17 protein-coding genes are annotated in these 21,224 nt (G+C 72.0%); 14 read left to right on the top strand and 3 right to left on the bottom strand.

Features of this window, described 5'->3' with window-relative positions; translation table 11 throughout:
- Window positions 1-5 precede the first annotated feature (5 nt).
- Entirely contained in the window at window positions 6-545 is a 540-nt protein-coding gene (locus ACF061_RS32805; protein ID WP_392270646.1) for an adenine phosphoribosyltransferase, read from the top strand.
- 209 nt (window positions 546-754) lie between these two features.
- Complete coding sequence (locus ACF061_RS32800) at window positions 755-3,268, top strand: RelA/SpoT family protein (RefSeq protein WP_392270645.1); 2,514 nt, start codon at window positions 755-757, stop codon at window positions 3,266-3,268.
- A gap of 236 nt (window positions 3,269-3,504) precedes the next feature.
- Here ACF061_RS32800 and ACF061_RS32795 read toward each other — a convergent pair whose 3' ends face one another.
- Together ACF061_RS32795 and ACF061_RS32790 are read right to left on the bottom strand one after the other, a co-directional pair.
- Window positions 3,505-4,734, bottom strand: a complete 1,230-nt coding sequence (locus ACF061_RS32795) for a DUF349 domain-containing protein (protein WP_392270644.1) — start codon at window positions 4,732-4,734, stop codon at window positions 3,505-3,507.
- Window positions 4,735-4,872: 138 nt separating this feature from the next.
- Window positions 4,873-5,700 (bottom strand): peptidylprolyl isomerase, encoded by an 828-nt coding sequence (locus ACF061_RS32790; RefSeq protein WP_392270643.1) that lies wholly within the window; start codon window positions 5,698-5,700, stop codon window positions 4,873-4,875.
- A gap of 179 nt (window positions 5,701-5,879) precedes the next feature.
- On the opposite strand from ACF061_RS32790, the gene ACF061_RS32785 reads away from it, so the two are divergent.
- The 5 genes from ACF061_RS32785 (at window position 5,880) to rpsD (ending at window position 11,475) form a co-directional block, all read left to right on the top strand.
- Window positions 5,880-6,587: an MBL fold metallo-hydrolase gene (locus ACF061_RS32785; protein ID WP_392270642.1), complete on the top strand. Its 708-nt coding sequence runs from the start codon at window positions 5,880-5,882 to the stop codon at window positions 6,585-6,587.
- Window positions 6,588-6,598: 11 nt separating this feature from the next.
- The gene (hisS, locus tag ACF061_RS32780; protein WP_392270641.1) at window positions 6,599-7,861 is read left to right on the top strand and encodes a histidine--tRNA ligase; all 1,263 of its coding nucleotides are present in this window, start codon (window positions 6,599-6,601) and stop codon (window positions 7,859-7,861) included.
- A gap of 584 nt (window positions 7,862-8,445) precedes the next feature.
- Window positions 8,446-9,102, top strand: coding sequence for a vitamin K epoxide reductase family protein (locus tag ACF061_RS32775; protein ID WP_392270640.1), 657 nt, complete (start codon window positions 8,446-8,448; stop codon window positions 9,100-9,102).
- A 57-nt stretch (window positions 9,103-9,159) separates the two neighbouring features.
- A complete protein-coding gene (locus tag ACF061_RS32770) occupies window positions 9,160-10,515 on the top strand; it encodes a replication-associated recombination protein A (protein WP_392270639.1) in 1,356 nt (451 codons plus the stop codon).
- A 345-nt stretch (window positions 10,516-10,860) separates the two neighbouring features.
- Window positions 10,861-11,475: a 30S ribosomal protein S4 gene (gene rpsD / locus ACF061_RS32765; RefSeq protein ID WP_009187613.1), complete on the top strand. Its 615-nt coding sequence runs from the start codon at window positions 10,861-10,863 to the stop codon at window positions 11,473-11,475.
- Between the two features lie 163 nt (window positions 11,476-11,638).
- Here rpsD and ACF061_RS32760 read toward each other — a convergent pair whose 3' ends face one another.
- Entirely contained in the window at window positions 11,639-13,795 is a 2,157-nt protein-coding gene (locus tag ACF061_RS32760) for an ATP-binding protein (protein ID WP_392270638.1), read from the bottom strand.
- Window positions 13,796-13,948: 153 nt separating this feature from the next.
- On the opposite strand from ACF061_RS32760, the gene ACF061_RS32755 reads away from it, so the two are divergent.
- The 7 genes from ACF061_RS32755 to ACF061_RS32725 all read left to right on the top strand — a co-directional run.
- Window positions 13,949-14,398 carry a DUF948 domain-containing protein gene (locus ACF061_RS32755; RefSeq protein WP_392270637.1) on the top strand — a complete coding sequence of 150 codons (450 nt, stop codon included), beginning with the start codon at window positions 13,949-13,951 and terminating at the stop codon, window positions 14,396-14,398.
- Between the two features lie 9 nt (window positions 14,399-14,407).
- On the top strand, window positions 14,408-14,806 hold the full coding sequence (locus ACF061_RS32750; protein WP_392270636.1) for a hypothetical protein: 399 nt from the start codon (window positions 14,408-14,410) through the stop codon (window positions 14,804-14,806).
- A complete protein-coding gene (gene alaS / locus ACF061_RS32745; RefSeq protein WP_392270635.1) occupies window positions 14,806-17,478 on the top strand; it encodes an alanine--tRNA ligase in 2,673 nt (890 codons plus the stop codon). Before ACF061_RS32750 ends, alaS begins: the two co-directional genes overlap by 1 nt.
- A gap of 25 nt (window positions 17,479-17,503) precedes the next feature.
- The gene (gene ruvX, locus ACF061_RS32740) at window positions 17,504-17,968 is read left to right on the top strand and encodes a Holliday junction resolvase RuvX (protein WP_392270634.1); all 465 of its coding nucleotides are present in this window, start codon (window positions 17,504-17,506) and stop codon (window positions 17,966-17,968) included.
- Window positions 17,969-18,089: 121 nt separating this feature from the next.
- The gene (gene mltG, locus ACF061_RS32735; protein ID WP_392270633.1) at window positions 18,090-19,835 is read left to right on the top strand and encodes an endolytic transglycosylase MltG; all 1,746 of its coding nucleotides are present in this window, start codon (window positions 18,090-18,092) and stop codon (window positions 19,833-19,835) included.
- A complete protein-coding gene (locus ACF061_RS32730; RefSeq protein ID WP_392270632.1) occupies window positions 19,816-20,655 on the top strand; it encodes a shikimate dehydrogenase in 840 nt (279 codons plus the stop codon). The genes mltG and ACF061_RS32730 overlap by 20 nt, the downstream gene beginning before the upstream one ends.
- A 426-nt stretch (window positions 20,656-21,081) precedes the next feature.
- Window positions 21,082-21,224: chorismate synthase (locus ACF061_RS32725; protein ID WP_392270732.1), on the top strand; the 143-nt coding region annotated here is incomplete at its 3' end.

Raw genomic sequence — 21,224 nt, 5'->3', positions numbered from 1 at the left:
CCGCGATGACCGACATACAGGAACTGCTGCTCAGCCGCATCCGGGACGTGGAGGACTACCCGGAGCAGGGCGTGATGTTCAAGGACATCACCCCGCTCCTGGCCGACCCGGCCGCGTTCACCGCCCTCACGGACGCGCTCGCGGAGACCGCCGAGCGCACCGGCGCGACGAAGATCGTCGGCCTGGAGGCCCGCGGCTTCATCCTCGGCGCCCCGGTCGCCGTCCGCGCGGGCCTCGGCTTCATCCCCGTGCGCAAGGCGGGCAAGCTCCCCGGAGCCACCCTCCGCCAGGCCTACGACCTGGAGTACGGCTCGGCGGAGATCGAGGTGCACGCCGAGGACCTGAGCGCCGGCGACCGGGTCCTGGTCGTCGACGACGTCCTCGCCACCGGCGGCACCGCCGAGGCGTCCCTGCAGCTCATCCGCCGCGCGGGCGCCGAGGTCGCCGGCGTCGCGGTCCTGATGGAGCTGGGCTTCCTGGGCGGCCGGGCCCGTCTGGAACCGGTTCTGGACGGAGCCCCGCTGGAGGCGCTGCTGCAGGTCTGACCGCCTGCTCGGGACGGGGTCGGAAGACCCCTGGACCCGCCACGGAGGAACACAGGGGACGGGACCGGAGGAATCCGGCGCCCGTCCCCGGTGTTCGCAGGGGGTGAAGGGCCCGCACAGCGGGCTGGAGGCGATCCGGGAGCCCGGGTCGCTACCATGGGGTTTCCGGAGCCTGACCGGGGGACCCGGATCGCGCACGAGGAGTCCTCTTGCCAGACGAGGCCCAGCCACTGACCGCCGCCAAGCCCGAGTCCGCCTCGGCGTCCACGGCGAAGCCCGCGCCGAACGTGTCGACCGCCAGGAACGACACCCGTGGGACGGTCGAGCACGCCCAGTCCGCGCCCGTCGAGAAGACCGCCGAGGCCGCCCGTCCCAAACCCCCCGCGCCGGTGCGGTCCGCCACCGGATCGAGCGCACGCTCCGGATCCTCCAACCGCGTCCGCGCCCGCCTCGCCCGCCTCGGCGTCCAGCGCGCCAACCCGTACAACCCGGTCCTGGAGCCGCTGCTGCGGATAGTGCGCAGCAACGACCCCAAGATCGAGACGTCGACGCTGCGCCAGATCGAGCGCGCCTACCAGGTCGCCGAGCGCTGGCACCGCGGCCAGAAGCGCAAGAGCGGCGACCCGTACATCACGCATCCGCTCGCCGTCACCACCATCCTCGCCGAACTGGGCATGGACCCGGCCACCCTCATGGCCGGCCTGCTGCACGACACCGTCGAGGACACCGAGTACGGCCTGGAGGACCTGCGCCGAGACTTCGGCGACGTGGTCGCCCTGCTCGTCGACGGCGTCACCAAGCTGGACAAGGTCAAGTTCGGCGAGGCCGCGCAGGCCGAGACCGTGCGCAAGATGGTCGTCGCCATGGCCAAGGACCCCCGCGTCCTGGTCATCAAGCTCGCCGACCGCCTGCACAACATGCGCACCATGCGCTACCTCAAGCGCGAGAAGCAGGAGAAGAAGGCCCGCGAGACGCTGGAGATCTACGCGCCGCTCGCCCACCGCCTGGGCATGAACACCATCAAGTGGGAGCTGGAGGACCTCGCCTTCGCGATCCTCTACCCCAAGATGTACGACGAGATCGTCCGCCTCGTCGCCGAGCGCGCCCCCAAGCGCGACGAGTACCTCGCCGTCGTCACCGACGAGGTCCAGTCCGACCTGCGCGCCGCGCGCATCAAGGCGACCGTCACCGGCCGCCCCAAGCACTACTACAGCGTCTACCAGAAGATGATCGTCCGCGGCCGTGACTTCGCGGAGATCTACGACCTGGTGGGCATCCGCGTCCTCGTCGACACGGTCCGCGACTGCTACGCCGCCCTCGGCACCGTGCACGCGCGATGGAACCCGGTCCCCGGCCGGTTCAAGGACTACATCGCGATGCCCAAGTTCAACATGTACCAGTCGCTGCACACGACGGTCATCGGCCCGAACGGCAAGCCGGTCGAACTCCAGATCCGCACGTTCGACATGCACCGCCGCGCCGAGTACGGCATCGCCGCGCACTGGAAGTACAAGCAGGAGGCCGTCGCCGGCGCCTCCAAGGTCCGTACCGACGCGCCGAAGACGTCCGCCAAGGACAAGGACGCCATCAACGACATGGCGTGGCTGAGGCAGCTGCTGGACTGGCAGAAGGAGACCGAGGACCCCGGCGAGTTCCTGGAGTCGCTGCGCTTCGACCTCTCCCGCAACGAGGTCTTCGTCTTCACGCCCAAGGGCGATGTCATAGCGCTCCCGGCCGGCGCCACCCCCGTCGACTTCGCCTACGCCGTGCACACCGAGGTCGGCCACCGCACCATAGGGGCACGGGTCAACGGCCGTCTCGTACCGCTGGAGTCCACCCTGGACAACGGCGACCTGGTCGAGGTCTTCACCTCCAAGGCGACCGGCGCCGGGCCCTCGCGCGACTGGCTCGGCTTCGTCAAGTCGCCGCGCGCCCGCAACAAGATCCGCGGCTGGTTCTCCAAGGAGCGCCGCGACGAGGCGATCGAACAGGGCAAGGACGCGATCGTCCGGGCGATGCGCAAGCAGAACCTGCCGATCCAGCGGATCCTGACCGGCGACTCGCTCGTCACCCTCGCGCACGAGATGCGCTACTCGGACATCTCCGCGCTGTACGCGGCGATCGGCGAGGGCCATGTCTCGGCGCAGAACATCGTGCAGAAGCTCGTCCAGGCCCTCGGCGGCGAGGAGGCCGCCACCGAGGAGATCGACGAGACCATGCCGCCCGCGCGCGGGCGGGGCCGCAAGCGCCGCTCCAGCGCCGACCCCGGCGTCGTCGTCAAGGGCGTCGACGACGTGTGGGTCAAACTGGCCCGCTGCTGTACGCCCGTGCCCGGCGACCCGATCATCGGCTTCGTCACCCGCGGCAGCGGCGTGTCGGTCCACCGCAGCGACTGCGTCAACGTGGAGTCGCTGTCCCGCGAGCCCGAGCGCATCCTGGACGTCGAATGGGCGCCCACCCAGTCCTCGGTCTTCCTGGTCGCCATCCAGGTCGAGGCGCTGGACCGATCCCGGCTGCTCTCGGACGTCACCCGCGTATTGTCCGACCAGCACGTCAACATCCTCTCCGCTGCCGTGCAGACCTCCCGGGACCGCGTCGCCACCTCGCGCTTCACCTTCGAGATGGGCGACCCCAAGCACCTCGGGCACGTCCTGCGCGCCGTCCGCGGCGTGGAGGGCGTCTACGACGTGTACCGGGTGACCTCGGCCCGCAGCCGGGCGTAGCCCGCGGCGCGCCCCGCTCAGGGGCGTCCGGCTCGCGCACCCCGCTCAGGGGCGTCCGGCTCACGCGCCGCGCTCAGGGGCGTCCGGCTCACGCGCCGCGCGCCCCCGGGGCCCGGGAGCGCGCGACGGTGTACGGGCCGCCGGAGGGCACGCACACGGCCGAGGGCTCCCGTACGCGCCGTACGGGAGCCCTCGGCCGTGTGTCGGAGACGTTGCCGGCCGCCTCCGGGGCCCGGCTAGCCGCCGAACTCGTGCAGGCCCTTCAGCGCCTGGTCCAGGAGCGCCTGACGGCCCTCCAGCTCCTTCTCCAGCTTGTCGGCCTTGGCACTGTTGCCCTGGGAGCGCGCCTGCTCGACCTGGCCCTTCAGCTTGTCCACGGCGGCCTGCAACTGGCCGGTCAGACCCGCGGCACGCGCGCGTGCCTCCGGGTTCGTCCGGCGCCACTCGGCCTCCTCGGCCTCCTGCAGGGCCCGCTCGACCGTGTGCATCCGGCCCTCGACGCGGGGACGGGCGTCCCGCGGCACATGGCCGATGGCCTCCCAGCGCTCGTTGATCGAGCGGAACGCGGCCCGGGCGGCCTTCAGGTCGCCGATCGGCAGGAGCCTCTCGGCCTCCTCGGCCAGCTCCTCCTTCAGCTTCAGGTTCTCCGCCTGCTCGGCGTCCCGCTCCGCGAACACCGAGCCGCGGGCGGCGAAGAAGACGTCCTGGGCGCCGCGGAACCGGTTCCACAGGTCGTCCTCGTGCTCACGCTGAGCGCGGCCGGCGGCCTTCCACTCGGCCATCAGGTCGCGGTAGCGGGCCGCCGTCGGACCCCAGTCCGTCGAGCCCGACAGCGCCTCGGCCTCGGCGACCAGCCGCTCCTTGGCCCTGCGCGCCTCCTCGCGCTGCGCGTCCAGCTGCGCGAAGTGCGCCTTGCGCCGCTTGGAGAACGCCGACCGCGCGTGCGAGAAGCGATGCCACAGCTCGTCGTCGGACTTGCGGTCCAGGCGCGGCAGCCCCTTCCAGGTGTCGACCAGAGCGCGCAGCCGCTCACCGGCCACCCGCCACTGGTCGGACCGGGCCAGCTCCTCCGCCTCGGCGACCAGCGCCTCCTTGGCGTGCCGGGCCTCGTCCGTCTGCCGGGCGCGCTGGACCTTGCGCTCCTCGCGCCGCGCCTCGACGGTCTCGACCAGCTTGTCCAGGCGTGCGCGCAGTGCCTGGAGGTCGCCGACCGCGTGGTGCGCGTCGACCTGCTCCCGCAGGTGCCCGATGGCCACCTGCGCGTCCTTGGACGACAGGTCGGTGGTCCGCACCCGCTTCTCGAGGAGGCCGATCTCGACAACCAGGCCCTCGTACTTGCGCTCGAAGTAGGCCAGCGCCTCCTCGGGGGAGCCGGCCTGCCAGGAACCGACGACCTGCTCGCCGTCGGCCGTCCGCACGTACACGGTCCCCGTCTCGTCGACGCGGCCCCACGGGTCGCTGCTCACAGCGCCTCCTCCACATGATGCCCGCGAGGGGGCTTCGGGGCTCCCCCGGGCATCGTCCACAGTTTCGTCACGGCCAACATAGGCGACCAGTGGGTTTCCTGTCCGCATCCAGCGCGAGCGAAATTACGCAGTTGACGCTCAGGATTTCGCGACCGTGGCCTTGTTGATCACGACCGTCGCGTTGGGGGCCCCGTCGCCGGCGCCCGTGTTCTCACCCGCGGCGGCGATCTTCTTCAGCACCTTCAGCCCGGACTCGGAAATCGTGCCGAACGGGGTGTAGTTGGGCGGCAACTGACTGTCCTGGTAGACCAGGAAGAACTGGCTGCCCCCGGTGTGCTTCTGCCCGGTGTTCGCCATGGCCACGGTGCCCGCCGGGTAGACGTTGCCCTTCAGGGCGGCGTCCTTGAGGTTCTCGTCCGGGATCGTGTAGCCGGGTCCGCCGGTACCCTGGCCCGTCGGGTCGCCGCACTGGAGCACGTAGATCCCGTTGGTGGTCAGCCGGTGGCACTTGGTGTGGTCGAAGAAGCCCTTGCCCGCCAGGAAGTCGAACGAGTTCACCGTGTGCGGCGCCGCGGCGGTCTTCAACGCGATGTCTATGTCGCCGCACGTCGTCGCGAGCTTCATCGAGTACTTCGCCGACGTGTCGATCGTCACCGCCGGCTCCTTCTTCCAGCTCAGCTTCTTCACCGCGCCCGCGGCGGGCTTCCCGCACGGGTCCGGCGCCTTGCTGGTGGCCGAGGCGCTGGGGGTGACGTCCGCGCTCGCGTTGGTCTTGTCGTCGTCCTTGCCGTCCTTGAGCACCCCGGTCGTGTACAGCGCGACACTCCCGATGACGACCACGCCGAGCACCGACGCGATGACCGAGTTGCGCATGCGCGCCCTGCGCCGTGCGGACGTGCGCCGCTGCTGCTGCCGCAAGAACTTCTCCCGGGCGAGCTGACGCCGCCGCTGCTCCTGGCTGACCACCGGGTTCTCTCCTCATGCGTCTCGTGTGTCGACCGGCACGCGCGCGCCCGGTGAGCGGGCCGCCCGTGTGTGCCCCGTACCGTATATGGGTTCGCTGAGGATCCGGCAGCGCCGGTAGGCTCGGACGACGGGCCTCGCCGCCCGAAGCCCTCCCGTATCCACACAAACGAAGGACGATCGTGCTCATTGCCGGGTTCCCCGCCGGGGCCTGGGGGACGAACTGCTATCTCGTCGCCCCCGCCGCCGGTGAGGAGTGCGTGATCATCGACCCGGGCCACCAGGCCGCCCCGGGCGTCGAGGAAGCACTGAGGAAGCATCGGCTCAAGCCCGTGGCCGTCGTCCTCACCCACGGCCACATCGACCATGTCGCCTCGGTCGTGCCGGTGTGCGGGGCTCACGGCGTACCGGCCTGGATCCACCCGGCCGACCGGTACATGATGAGCGACCCCGAGAAGGCGCTGGGCCGTTCCATCGGGATGCCGCTGATGGGCGAGCTGACCGTGGGGGAGCCGGACGACGTCGAGGAACTGGCCGACGGCGCGAAGCTGGAGCTGGCCGGTCTGGAGTTCTCCGTCGCGCACGCGCCCGGCCATACCAAGGGGTCGGTGACGTTCCAGATGCCCGAGGCCGCGGACGTCCCGCCGGTCCTCTTCTCCGGGGATCTGCTCTTCGCCGGCTCCATCGGGCGCACCGACCTGCCCGGCGGCGACGCGGCCGAGATCCTCGACTCGCTGGCCCGCGTGTGCCTGCCCCTCGACGACTCGACCGTGGTGCTGTCCGGCCACGGCCCCCAGACGACCATCGGCCAGGAGCGCGCCACCAACCCCTATCTGCGGCAGGTGGCCGCCGGCCAGGGAGCCGTCGAGGCTCCCCGACGAGGAATGTGACGAGAGACTTCGTGAGCACCTTCAAGGCCCCCAAGGGCACGTACGACCTGATCCCGCCTGACTCCGCGACGTACCTGGCGGTCCGCGAGGCGATCGCCGCCCCGCTGCGCAACTCCGGCTACGGCTACGTCGAGACCCCCGGCTTCGAGAACGTCGAGCTCTTCGCGCGCGGTGTCGGCGAGTCCACCGACATCGTGACCAAGGAGATGTACGCCTTCGAGACCAAGGGCGGCGACAGGCTGGCCCTGCGTCCCGAGGGCACCGCCTCCGTGCTGCGCGCCGCCCTGGAGGCCAACCTCCACAAGGCCGGCAACCTGCCGGTCAAGCTCTGGTACTCCGGCTCCTACTACCGCTACGAGCGCCCGCAGAAGGGCCGCTACCGCCACTTCTCCCAGGTCGGCGCGGAGGCGATCGGCGCGGAGGACCCGGCGCTCGACGCCGAGCTGATCATCCTGGCCGACCAGGCCTACCGCTCGCTGGGCCTCAGGGACTTCCGCATCCTGCTCAACAGCCTGGGCGACAAGGAGTGCCGGCCGCTCTACCGCGCGGCGCTCCAGGACTTCCTGCGCGGTCTGGACCTGGACGAGGACACCCTGCGCCGCGCGGAGATCAACCCGCTGCGCGTCCTGGACGACAAGCGTCCGGACGTGCAGAAGCAGCTGACCGGGGCCCCGCTGCTGCGCGACTACCTGTGCGACGCGTGCAAGGCGTACCACGAGGAGGTCCGCGAGCTGATCACCGCGGCGGGCGTCGCCTTCGAGGACGACCCGAAGCTGGTGCGCGGCCTGGACTACTACACCCGCACCACCTTCGAGTTCGTGCACGACGGGCTGGGCTCGCAGTCGGCGGTGGGCGGCGGCGGCCGGTACGACGGCCTGTCGGAGATGATCGGCGGCCCCGCGCTGCCCTCGGTGGGCTGGGCGCTGGGCGTGGACCGTACCGTCCTGGCCCTCCAGGCGGAGGGCGTGGAACTCCAACTCCCGGCCGCCACCAGCGTGTTCGCGGTCCCGCTCGGTGAGGAGGCGCGCCGGGTGCTGTTCGCGAAGGTCACCGAGCTGCGCAAGAACGGCATCGCCGCCGACTTCTCCTACGGCGGCAAGGGCCTGAAGGCGGCGATGAAGGCGGCCAACCGCTCGGGCGCGCGCTACGCGCTCGTGCTGGGCGAGCGCGACCTGGCCGAGGGCGTCGTCCAGCTCAAGGACATGGAGTCCGGCGAGCAGGCGCCGATCGGCGTGAACGAGATCGTGGCCGAACTGGAGTCGCGGCTCGGCTGAGGAGGGGGGACGAGGGCCTGGCAGCACACCCGCGCCAGGCCCTTCGACGTCCCGCGGCGAGAGGGCGGGGCCTCCGGCCGCGGTGCGTGCCCGGAGCACCTCCCACCGGCGGGGACGACGCCCGGGCGAACCGAACCGTGCGACGGTCCGCGGCCCGGGGCGTCACCGCTCCGGCACATCGTCAAGACCCCGAGCACCCGTTCGCTCCGTCGGATGAATTCGACGCGCCGAGGCCGTGTCCGCCGGCAGGGGGGCGCGGGGCGTTGCGAGACGCCGGGCGGCCTCGCGCGGTCCCGACCGGCCGTTGCCACGGCGCCGACCCCGCCCGCGCGCGGGACCGGGAGGCCGGCACACCCGGTCTGTCGCCGGAGCGGGACGGATCCGCCGGCCGGGGACGGCGTGCCCGGCGGCCGCGGCGAACCGGCGCGCCCCACGCGGGTCCGTCAGCGGCGACGCCCCCGGCGAGCGTCCGGTCACGGCCGTGCGTACTTCCTTATGCGCAGCAGACGGTGGACACGCGTGCCCGTACGGCACAATGGCCCTGCCCGAAGCAGTCCCGACTCTCAAGCGACGGAATCGGCGTGATGAGCAAGACGACAGTCAAGGACGTCTCGATGGAGCCCGAGTCGGACCGCACGGTCCCCGGACCGCGGACGGCGGGCGGCAGCCGCGCCCTCGCCCTGCTGCTGGTGATCACCGGCGCGGCCGGACTGCTCGCCGCGTGGGTCATCACGATCGACAAACAGAAGATCCTCGAAGGCAAGCTGACCGGCAAGACGTTCACGCCGAGCTGCAGCCTCAACCCGATCGTCTCCTGCGGCAGCGTCATGGAGAGCAAGCAGGCCGCCGTCTTCGGGTTCCCCAACCCGATGCTCGGCCTGGTCTGCTACGGCATCGTCATCTGCGTCGGCATGAGCCTGCTCGCCCGCGCCCGCTTCCCGCGCTGGTACTGGCTGACCTTCAACCTCGGCACGCTCTTCGGTGTCTGCTTCGTCACCTGGCTGCAGTTCCAGTCCCTGTACCGGATCAACGCGCTGTGCCTGTGGTGCTCGCTGGCCTGGGTCGCCACCCTCACCATGTTCTGGTACGTGACCTCCTACAACGTCCGCAACGACTTCCTGCCCGCCCCGCGCCCGGTGAAGGGCTTCCTCGCCGAGTTCACCTGGGTGCTCCCGGTCACGCACACCGGTGTCATCGCCATGCTGATCCTGACCCGCTGGGGCAGCAGCCTCTGGGCCTGAGCCGCCGCGGGCCCCGGCCCCGGCGGCGTTGTCGGTGGCGTGCCATAGGGTTTCAGCGTGGAGCCCGACCTGTTCACCGCCGCAGCAGAAGAACGTCAGGAGAAGAACCCGGCCGCCAGCCCCCTGGCGGTCCGGATGCGCCCGCGCACCCTCGACGAGGTGGTGGGCCAGCAGCACCTGCTCAAGCCCGGCTCGCCGCTGCGCCGACTGGTCGGCGAGGGCGCGGGCGGCCCGGCGGGACCGTCGTCGGTGATCCTCTGGGGCCCGCCCGGCACCGGCAAGACCACCCTGGCCTACGTCGTCTCCAAGGCCACCAACAAGCGCTTCGTGGAGCTGTCGGCGATCACCGCGGGCGTCAAGGAGGTCCGCGCGGTCATCGACGGCGCCCGCCGTGCCTCCGGCGGCTACGGCCAGGAGACCGTCCTCTTCCTCGACGAGATCCACCGCTTCAGCAAGGCCCAGCAGGACTCCCTGCTCCCGGCGGTCGAGAACCGCTGGGTGACCCTGATCGCCGCCACCACGGAGAACCCGTACTTCTCGGTGATCTCCCCGCTGCTGTCCCGCTCACTGCTGCTCACCCTCGAACCCCTCACCGACGACGACGTGCGCGGCCTGCTGCGCCGCGCGCTCACCGACGAGCGCGGCCTGAAGGACGCCGTCACCCTCCCCGCGGACACCGAGGACCACCTGCTGCGCATCGCCGGCGGTGACGCCAGGCGGGCGCTGACCGCGCTGGAGGCCGCCGCCGGAGCCGCCCTGGACAAGGGCGAGGCGGAGATCGGCCTGACCACGCTGGAGGAGACGGTCGACCGGGCGGCGGTGAAGTACGACCGCGACGGCGACCAGCACTACGACGTCGCCAGCGCCCTCATCAAGTCCATCCGCGGCTCCGACGTCGACGCCGCCCTGCACTACCTGGCCCGGATGATCGAGGCCGGCGAGGACCCCCGGTTCATCGCCCGCCGGCTGATGATCTCCGCCAGCGAGGACATCGGCCTCGCCGACCCCAACGCCCTGCCGACGGCGGTGGCCGCCGCCCAGGCCGTCGCCATGATCGGTTTCCCCGAGGCCGCCCTGACCCTCAGCCACGCCACCATCGCCCTGGCGCTGGCCCCCAAGTCCAACTCCGCCACCACGGCGATCGGCGCCGCCCTGGACGACGTGCGCAAGGGGCTGGCCGGAGCCGTGCCGCCACACCTGCGCGACGGGCACTACAAGGGCGCCGCCAAGCTCGGCCACGCCCAGGGGTACGTCTACCCGCACGACCTGCCCGAGGGGATCGCCGCCCAGCAGTACGCGCCGGACGCCCTCAGGGACCGTGAGTACTACAGCCCGACCAGGCACGGCGCGGAGGCGCGGTACGCGGACGCGGTGGAGTGGACCCGCAGGCACCTCGGTCGGGGGCGTTCCTAGCACCCTGTAGACTGCTGCGAAGTGCTGAGTCCCGTGTCCGGACCTCCGCAAGGAGAACCGGCGCCACCAGAGCGGGACATCCAGCCGGAACCCCACGACCGCGAGGACGCGGGGATCCAGGAGCGTCGCGCACCGTCGAACGGTGTCGCGGGCAGCCCACCACCACCCGGGGCGTCCGGGAGCGGTCGGTGGGCCACTCGCGTGCTGCACGTATGTGCCCAGACCAGGGGAGCGGCTGCCCCGCAGGTCCCACCCGGACCCGCAGGGTTTCCCCGGCTGCGGATGCGACCTCCCCTAACCCTGGTGAAGCCGTATTCGCACAGAAGACATAGAGGTGTTTGGTTCATGGCGAACCAGTCCCGCCCCAAGGTCAAGAAGTCGCGTGCCCTCGGCATCGCGCTGACCCCCAAGGCCGTCAAGTACTTCGAGGCCCGCCCCTACCCGCCGGGCGAGCACGGCCGCGGCCGCAAGCAGAACTCGGACTACAAGGTCCGTCTGCTCGAGAAGCAGCGTCTGCGCGCGCAGTACGACGTGTCCGAGCGCCAGCTCGTCCGCGCCTACGAGCGTGCCTCCAAGGTCCAGGGCAAGACCGGTGAGGCCCTGATCGTCGAGCTCGAGCGCCGCCTCGACGCGCTGGTCCTGCGTTCGGGCATCGCCCGCACGATCTACCAGGCCCGCCAGATGGTCGTCCACGGCCACATCCAGGTGAACGGCCAGAAGGTCGACAAGCCGTCCTTCCGCGTCCGCCCGGACGACGTCGTGCAGGTCCGCGACCGTTCCAAGGAGAAGACGCTCTTCACCATCGCCCGTGAGGGCGGCTTCGCCCCCGAGGGCGAGACCCCGCGCTACCTCCAGGTGAACCTCAAGGCCCTGGCGTTCCGCCTGGACCGTGAGCCGAACCGCAAGGAGATCCCGGTGATCTGCGACGAGCAGCTCGTCGTCGAGTACTACGCCCGCTGATCCTCAGCAGGCCGCAGTACCACCCCGGCCCGCCGTTCCCCCCCGCCCCCTCCGGGCGGGCGGGGCGGCGGGTCCGCGCGTTTCCGCGGCACCCTGCCGCCCGGGCCCGTCCCTCAGGGGTGGCCGCGGACACGGGGTCCGGCCCGCCGTCCGCGCCGGCCGGTCACTCGCCGTTGCGCACCCGCGATCCGATCCGCCGGGCCGCCCCCGGCCCGCGCGGCGTCGGCAGCGCCCGCACCGCCCGGACCCGCGACCCCCGCAGCGCCCGCGACACCGCCGCCTCCCGGCCGAGCCCCGCTCCCTGGCGCACACACTCCTCGTACCGCTCGTCGCCCAGCAGCTCCCGGGCCGTCGCCTCGCACAGCTCGTGCGGGGCGTTGTAGTGCGCCGACCCGAACAGCCGCAGCCCCACCGACGGCCACATGCCGGCCGCCGCGCCCTGCAGCACCGCCGCCTCCACCGCGTCGCCCTCGCCGACCGTCACCAGGGCCAGCAGCTCCACCGCCAGCACCGACCCCAGCAGGTCACGGAAGCCGTGCGCGCTGCCCAGACAGTCCACGAGCAGCGCCCGGGCACGGGACAGGTCCCGCTCTCGCCAGGCCGCGTACGCCAGGACGTACAGCGCGTAGGCGCGCGTCCAGCGCTCCCCGTGGTCGTCGCAGACCCGGCGCACGTCCTCGCACAGCCGCACCGCCTCCGGCAGATCCCCCTGGAACGCCCGGGCCATCGCCAGCTCCACCTGGCCCATGAGCACGGTGCTGTTGAGCTCGCCGAGCTCCTGGTAGCGGGCCAGGGCCGAGCGCAGCAGCCCCTCCGCGCGCTCCATGTCGTCCGTGATCAGCGCCAGACAGCCGGCGCGGTGCTCCGCGTACGCCAGCGCCGCCGCGCTCGCGGAGCGCTCCGCGCTCTCCCGGCACTCCCGCAGCGCGGCCAGCGCCGGCACGGTGTCGCCCTGGAGGATCGCCACGTAGCCGAGGGTCGCCAGCGCCCTCAGCCGGGACTGCTCGTGGCCGCCGTCCAGTCCGACGGCGCGTCCCAGCCAGTGCCGGCCCTCCGACAACCGCCCGCACCCCGCCCAGCAGAACCACAGGCAGCCCGCCAGGTACTGGCCCAGATGCGCCTCGTCCGGTCCGGTCATGCAGTACTCCAGGGCGCCGCGCAGATTCGGCAGCTCCGCCTCGATCCGCGCGGCCACCTCCCGCTGCCGGGGCGAGAACCACTCCAGCTCGCACCAGGTGGCCAGACCGACGTACCAGTCGCGGTGCCGCCGCCGCAGCCGCTCCGCGTCCCCGGTCGCCGCCAGCCAGTGCGCGCCGTAGGCACGGACCGTGTCCAGCATCCGGTACCGCACCCCGGCCGCCGTCTCCTCACGGGACACCACCGACTGCGCCAGCAGTTCCGTCAGCACGTCCAGGACGTCGTCGGCGAGCAGACCGTCGCCGCTGCACACGTACTCGGCGGCCTCCAGGTCGAACGGCCCCGCGAACACCGACAGCCGCGCCCACAGCAACCGCTCCCCGGGCGTGCACAGCTCATGGCTCCAGCCGATCGCCGTGCGCAGCGTCCGGTGCCGGGGCAGGGCGTCCCGGCCGCCGCCGGTCAGCAGCCGGAACCGGTCGTCCAGCCGCTCCAGCAGCCGGGCCGGCGACAGCGCCCGCAGCCGCCCCGCGGCGAGCTCGATCGCCAGCGGGATCCCGTCCAGGCGCCGGCACACCTCCCGCACCGCCGGGTCCGCGCCGTCCACGGCCACGTCGAGCTGCGCGGCCCGCGCCGCCAGCAGCTCCGCCGCGTCCTCCTCGGCCAGCGGCGCCAGCCGGAACAGCCGCTCGCCCGCCACCCCCAGCGGCCGGCGCCCCGCCGCCAGCACCGTCAGCCCGGGCGTCCGCCGCAGCAGCTCGGCCACCAGATCCGCGCACGCGTCGGCCAGGTGCTCGAACCCGTCCAGGACCAGCAGCAGCCGGCGCCCGGCGAGCCGACCGATCAGGGTCTCGCGCGGCGGGCGTGCCGTGGCGTCGGCGAGCCCCAGCGCCTCCAGCACGGCGTGGTCGAGGAACTCGGGGTCCCGCAGCGGCGCCAGCTCCACCCGCCACGCCCCGTCCGGCGGTGCCGAGCGGGCCGCCGCCCGCGCCGCCAGGCGCGACTTGCCGACCCCGCCCACTCCGGTCACCGTCACCAGCCGCGCGGCGCCGAGCGCCCGCGCCAGCGCGTCGAGTTCGGCCGCGCGGCCGACGAACGCGTCGAGTTCGGCGGGGAGATTGCCCGCCGCGCCGCTCCCCGGGGACCGGCCGGCCGACGTGGAATCATGGATGGGACCTCGCATGGGACACGGAGCGTACTGAACCGTATTCGTTCCGTACAAGCGCCCGTCGCCACCGTGCGGCGCACGGGCGGTAATCCGGTACGGAGCCCCACCCCGGGCGCGATAGGCTCAGTGCACGACTTTCTCGATGTTCAGGCACGTTTCAGGGAGCGGGTGCGCACAGTGTCCGGTGGCGAGGTGGCCGGGATCCTGGTGGCCGTCTTCTGGGCGATCCTGGTCTCCTTCCTCGCCGTCGCACTGGCGAGGCTGGCCCAGACGCTCAAGGCGACCACCAAGCTCGTGGCGGACGTGACCGACCAGGCGGTCCCGCTGCTGGCCGACGCGTCCCAGGCGGTGCGCTCGGCGCAGACCCAGATCGACCGCGTCGACGCTATCGCCTCCGACGTCCAGGAGGTCACGTCCAACGCGTCCGCGTTGTCCACGACGGTCGCCTCCACCTTCGGCGGCCCCCTGGTGAAGGTCGCGGCCTTCGGCTACGGCGTGCGCCGGGCCCTCGGCGGCCGCAAGGAGGACGTGCCGGGCAAGGCGTCGAGGCGTACCGTGATCGTGGGCCGCACCGTCCCGGCCGCGCGGCGGGGAAAGCGGAACAACCGGGAGAAGTAAGGACTAGCGATGTTCCGCCGTTCGTTCTGGTTCACCACAGGTGTCGCCGCCGGTGTGTGGGCCACCACCAAGGTCAACCGCAAGCTGAGGCAGCTGACCCCCGAGTCCATCGCCGCGACCGCGGCGAACAAGGCGCTCGAGACCGGTCACCGGCTCAAGGACCGTGCGGTCGGCTTCGCGCTCGACGTCCGCGACAACATGGCCCAGCGGGAGGCCGAACTCGGCGAGGCGCTCGGCATCAACGCCCCCGTCGACCCCGGACTCCCCTCCGGCGGACTCCCGGCTCCGCACGAGCAGGGAGTGCCCCCGTCCCGGCGGCCCGCCGCCATCGAGAACCACAACAGCCCGAAGTACGTCGACGGCTCGACGTACCCGACGTACTCGTACAACCGGAATGAGGACCACTGATGGAGTCGGCTGAGATCCGCCGCCGCTGGCTGAGCTTCTTCGAGGAGCGCGGGCACACCGTCGTCCCTTCGGCGTCGCTCATCGCGGACGACCCGACTCTGCTCCTCGTCCCGGCCGGCATGGTGCCCTTCAAGCCCTACTTCCTGGGCGAGGTCAAGCCGCCCTTCCCGCGCGCCACCAGCGTGCAGAAGTGCGTGCGCACGCCCGACATCGAAGAGGTCGGCAAGACCACCCGGCACGGCACGTTCTTCCAGATGTGCGGCAACTTCTCCTTCGGCGACTACTTCAAGGAAGGCGCCATCAAGCTCGCCTGGGAGCTGCTCACCGCGCCCCAGGACAAGGGCGGTTACGGCCTCGACCCCGAGCGCCTGTGGATCACCGTCTACAAGGACGACGACGAGGCCGAGCGCATCTGGCACGAGGTGGTCGGCGTGCCCAAGGAGCGCATCCAGCGCCTGGGCATGAAGGACAACTACTGGTCCATGGGCGTCCCCGGCCCGTGCGGCCCCTGCTCCGAGATCAACTACGACCGCGGCCCCGAGTTCGGCGCCGAGGGCGGCCCCGCCGTCAACGACGAGCGGTACGTGGAGATCTGGAACCTCGTCTTCATGCAGTACGAGCGCGGCGAGGGCATCGGCAAGGACGACTTCGAGATCCTCGGGGATCTGCCGAGCAAGAACATCGACACCGGCCTCGGTCTCGAGCGGCTCGCCATGATTCTGCAGGGCGTGCGGAACATGTACGAGATCGACACCTCCATGGCCGTGATCGACAGGGCCACCGAGCTGACCGGCGTGGCCTACGGCGACGCCCACGCCTCGGACGTGTCCCTGCGCGTGGTCACCGACCACATGCGCACCGCCACCATGCTCATCGGCGACGGCGTCACCCCGGGCAACGAGGGCCGCGGCTACGTGCTGCGCCGCATCATGCGCCGCGCCATCCGCAACATGCGTCTGCTGGGCGCGACCGGTCCGGTCGTCAAGGACCTGATCGACGTCGTCATCGACATGATGGGCCGGCAGTACCCGGAGCTGGTCACCGACCGCGAGCGGATCGAGAAGGTCGCCCTCGCCGAGGAGAACGCCTTCCTCAAGACGCTGAAGGCCGGCACCAACATCCTCGACACCGCGGTCACCGACACCAAGGCCGCCGGCGGCAGGGTCCTCTCCGGTGACAAGGCCTTCCTGCTCCACGACACCTGGGGCTTCCCGATCGACCTCACCCTGGAGATGGCCGCCGAGCAGGGCCTCGCCGTGGACGAGGAGGGCTTCCGCCGCCTGATGAAGGAGCAGCGGGAGCGCGCCAAGGCCGACGCCCGGGCCAAGAAGACCGGCCACGCCGACCTCGGCGCCTACCGCGAGATCGCCGACTCCGCCGGCGAGACCGACTTCATCGGCTACGGCGACACCGAGGGCGAGTCCACGATCGTCGGCATCCTCGTCGACGGCGTCTCCTCCCCGGCCGCGACCGAGGGCGACGAGGTCGAGGTCGTCCTGGACCGCACCCCGTTCTACGCCGAGGGCGGCGGCCAGATCGGCGACACCGGCCGCATCAGGGTCGACTCCGGCGCCGTCATCGAGGTCCGCGACTGCCAGAAGCCGGTGCCGGGCGTCTACGTCCACAAGGGCGTCGTCCAGGTCGGCGAGGTGACGGTGGGCGCCAAGGCCCACGCCTCGATCGACGTCCGCCGCCGCCACGCCATCGCCCGTGCCCACTCGGCCACGCACCTGACCCACCAGGCGCTGCGCGACGCCCTCGGCCCGACGGCCGCCCAGGCCGGCTCGGAGAACCAGCCCGGCCGCTTCCGCTTCGACTTCGGCTCCCCGTCCGCCGTCCCGACGGCCGTGATGACCGACGTCGAGCAGAAGATCAACGAGGTGCTCGCCCGCGACCTCGACGTGCGCGCCGAGGTCATGGGCATCGACGAGGCCAAGAAGCAGGGCGCCATCGCCGAGTTCGGCGAGAAGTACGGCGAGCGGGTCCGCGTCGTGACCATCGGCGACTTCTCCAAGGAGCTGTGCGGCGGCACGCACGTGCACAACACCGCCCAGCTCGGCCTGGTGAAGCTGCTCGGCGAGTCCTCGATCGGCTCCGGTGTGCGCCGCATCGAGGCCCTGGTCGGCGTCGACGCCTACAACTTCCTCGCCCGGGAGCACACGGTCGTGGCCCAGCTCCAGGAGCTGATCAAGGGCCGTCCGGAGGAGCTGCCGGAGAAGGTCTCCGCCATGCTCGGCAAGCTGAAGGACGCCGAGAAGGAGATCGAGAAGTTCCGCGCCGAGAAGGTGCTGCAGGCCGCCGCGGGGCTCGCCGAGTCCGCCAAGGACGTCCGCGGGATCGCCGTCGTCACCGGCCGGGTGCCGGACGGCACCACCCCCGACGACCTGCGCAAGCTGGTCCTCGACGTGCGCGGCCGGATCCAGGGCGGCCGGGCCGCCGTGGTCGCCCTGTTCACCGTGAACAACGGCAAGCCGCTGACGGTCATCGCCACCAACGAGGCCGCCCGTGAGCGCGGGCTGAAGGCCGGCGACCTGGTCCGTACGGCCGCCAAGACCCTGGGCGGCGGCGGTGGCGGCAAGCCGGACGTCGCCCAGGGCGGCGGCCAGAACCCGGCCGCCGTCGGCGAGGCCGTCGAGGCCGTCGAGCGCCTGGTCGACGAGACCGCCAAGTGACGGTCGGGTAAGGAAGCGGTCAGAGATGCGCAGAGGACGTCGGCTCGCGATCGACGTCGGGGACGCCCGGATCGGGGTCGCCTCGTGCGACCCCGACGGGATCCTCGCCACCCCGGTGGAGACGGTGCCCGGCCGGGACGTCCCGGCGGCCCACCGCCGGCTGAGGCAACTCGTCGAGGAGTACGAGCCGGTCGAGGTCGTCGTCGGCCTCCCTCGCTCCCTCAAGGGGGGCGAGGGCCCGGCCGCGGCCAAGGTCCGCGGCTTCGCCGGGGAGTTGGCCAAGGGCATCGCCCCGGTTCCGGTCCGGCTGGTGGACGAGCGGATGACCACGGTGACAGCCAGTCAGGGCCTGCGCGCCTCCGGGGTGCGGTCCAAGAAGGGACGCTCCGTCATCGACCAGGCCGCCGCCGTCGTCATCCTGCAGCAGGCCCTGGAATCCGAACGGGTGTCAGGCCGGCCACCCGGCGAGGGCGTCGAAGTGGGCGTCTGATCGCGATACGGTAACGTTCCGCGCGATGCGCCGGTGTTCGAACAGTCGGCGCACAGCAAGAGGTGGGACGGAAGCCGGGCGATACGCTGCGTGACCGCCGCCTCGCGGCTCTAGGGGATCGATGACTGAGTATGGCCGGGGCCCAGGCTCCGAACCGTGGCATCCGGAGGACCCGTTGTACGGGGACGGCGGATGGGGAGGACAGCAGGGCCACCCCGGCCCGCAGTCTCCTTACGGCGGCCTGCCGCAGCACCACCCGCAGCAGCCGCAGCAGCCGCAGTACGGCGACTGGGGCCAGGAACAGCAGGCCGGCTACGGCTCGCAGTACCCGCACTACGACGATCAGGGAGCCGGGCAGCCGCAGCGTCAGGGCCACGAGGGCGACCACCAGTACGACCAGCGGTACGCGGCCCAGTCGCACGACCAGCACGACCAGCACGACCAGCGGGGCGGCTGGGACGGTGCCGCGGCGCAGCAGCATGTCCCCTACGCGGGCGACCCGGCGGATCCGTACGGGCAGCAGGCCATGGCCTACGGTGCGGAACAGCCCGACCTCTACGGGACGCCCGAGGCCTACCCGCCGCCGGAGCCGCCCAACCGCAGGAACGCCGAACCGGAACCACGGCCCGACCGGTACCCGGAGTCCGGCCCGGACCAGGACGAGGACCACGCCTTCTTCGCGGGCGGCGCCGACGACGAGGACGACGCTCCCGACGCCGACGAGCCCAAGGCGGGGCGCGGCCGCGCCGACCGCAAGGGACGGGGTGGGAAAGGCAAGGGCGGCAGGAAACGCCGCAACGGCTGTGCCTGCCTGGTCGTCGTGCTGGTGTTCGCCGGCGGCGTGGCGGGCGTCGGGTACTACGGCTACCAGTTCTACCAAAATCGTTTCGGCACGGCGCCGGACTACGCGGGCAACGGCACCAGCGAGACGGTGACCGTGGAGATCCCGCAGGGCGCCGGCGGCTACGACATCGGCCGCGCGCTGAAGAAGGCGGGCGTCGTCAAGAGCGTCGACGCGTTCGTGGCCGCACAGTCGCACAACGCCAACGGCAAGCAGATCCAGGCGGGCGCCTATCTGCTGAAGAAGGAGATGTCCGCGGCGAGCGCCGTCACGCTCATGCTCGACCCCAGGAGCCAGAGCAATGTGCTGGTCAAACCCGGCGAGCGCAACGTGCAGGTCTACGCGGCGATCGACAAGCAGCTCGGGCTGTCGAGCGGCAGCACCAAGAAGGTCGCCACCAAGGAACTCAAGACCCTCGGCCTGCCCTCCTGGGCGAACACCAACAACCAGATCATGGACCCGCTGGAGGGCTTCCTCTTCCCCGGCACCTATCCGGCGGCCAAGGGCATGAAGCCCGAGGCGGTCCTCAAGGAGATGGTCAAGCAGGCCGGCCAGGCCTACGGCCGCTACGACCTCGCCGCGAAGGCGAAGGAGTTCGACCTCGCGAACCCGCTGGAACTCGTCACGGTGGCGAGTCTCGTCCAGGCCGAGGGCAAGACGCACGACGACTTCCGCATGATGGCCGAGGTGGTCTACAACCGCCTCAAGACGACCAACACCGAGACCAACCAGAAACTCCAGTTCGACTCGACCTTCAACTACCTGAAGGGCGAGAGCAACATCCACATCAGCGAGAAGGAGATCAACAGCAACCAGAGCCCGTACAACACGTACACCCACAAGGGCCTGCCGCCCGGGCCGATCGGGAACCCCGGCGACGACGCGCTGAAGGCGGCGGTCAATCCGACCGGCGACGGCTGGATCTACTTCGTGGCGACCGACGGCATGAACAAGACCGAGTTCGCCAAGACCTACGCCGAATTCCTGAAGCTCAAGGACAAGTTCGATGCCAGCTCGGGCCACTGACGCCCGCCGGGCCGCCGTGCTCGGTTCCCCCATCGCCCACTCCCTCTCCCCGGTGCTGCACCGCGCGGCCTACGAGGAACTGGGGCTCACGGACTGGTCCTACGACCGGTTCGAGATCGACGAGTCCGCTCTGCCCGCCTTCTTCGAGGGGCTCGGGCCCGAGTGGGCCGGGCTGTCGCTGACGATGCCGCTGAAACGGGCCGTCATCCCGCTGCTCGACCAGATCAGCGAGACGGCGGCGGCCGTCGAGGCGGTCAACACCGTCGTCCTGACCGAGGACGGCCGTCGTACCGGTGACAACACGGACATCCCCGGCATGGTCGCCGCCCTGCGCGAGCACGGCATCGAGCAGGTGGACTCCGCGGCCGTCCTCGGCGCCGGCGCCACCGCGTCCTCCGCGCTCGCCGCGCTCGCCCGGATCTGCGCCGGCGAGGTCGTCGTCTACGTCCGCAGCGAGGCCCGCGCGGCGGAGATGCGGCAGTGGGGCGAGCGGCTGGAGGTCGAGGTCCGCACGGCCGACTGGGCGGACGCGGCGCGGGCCCTGCGGGCCCCGCTGGTGTTCGCCACCACCCCGGCCGGTACCACGGACGACCTCGCCCAAGCGGTGCCCGAGCGTCCCGCCACCCTCTTCGACGTGCTCTACCACCCCTGGCCCACCGCCCTCGCGGCCCGCTGGTCCATGGCCGGCGGGGCCGTCGTCGGCGGCCTGGACCTCCTGGTCCACCAGGCGGTCCTCCAGGTGGAACAGATGACGGGCCGTGCCCCGGCCCCGCTGGAGGCCATGCGCCGGGCGGGCGAGAAGGCACTGGCCGAGCGCTGAGAGCCGCCCGGGCGGCGCACACGTGCCGCCCGCCCTGCCCGGTCCTCGTCCCGCCGGAACCGCCGGACGCCTCCTACGGCCGGGCCCCTGCGCACCACGACGGGACGGCCGGCGCCGCCGTCGTGGCGCGCGGGGCCCATCGGCCGTCCCGCTCGCCGGTGCTGCGCGGGGGCCCGCCGGCCGCTCCGCTCGTCGTGGGCGGCCGGGCGCCTGCGGCCGGAGCGGTCCGGGCGGCTCGCGGCGGACCGGAAGCCGGGGGCCGCCGACGCCGGGCCGTGGCGGCGGCAGGCCGGTGACCACCGGGCGTCCGACTGCTGGACCGGCGGCCGGGTCGGGAGTCCGGACGTGGGAGGATCGGAGGTGGCGGGCCAGGGCCGCGCACCCGGTCGCGCCGTCGCAGTTCAGGCGCGAATATGAGGAGCACCGTTGAGCAGGTTGCGTTGGCTGACGGCGGGGGAGTCGCACGGACCCGCACTGGTGGCCACGCTGGAGGGTCTTCCCGCCGGCGTGCCGATCACCACGGAGATGGTGGCGGACCACCTCGCGCGGCGTCGTCTGGGTTACGGCCG

This window comes from Streptomyces sp. NPDC015220, from assembly GCF_043079345.1.
In the GTDB taxonomy this organism is placed as follows: Bacteria; Actinomycetota; Actinomycetes; order Streptomycetales; family Streptomycetaceae; genus Streptomyces.
Note: the sequence above shows the minus strand (reverse complement) of the source record. Positions and strands in the feature narration are given on the sequence as shown.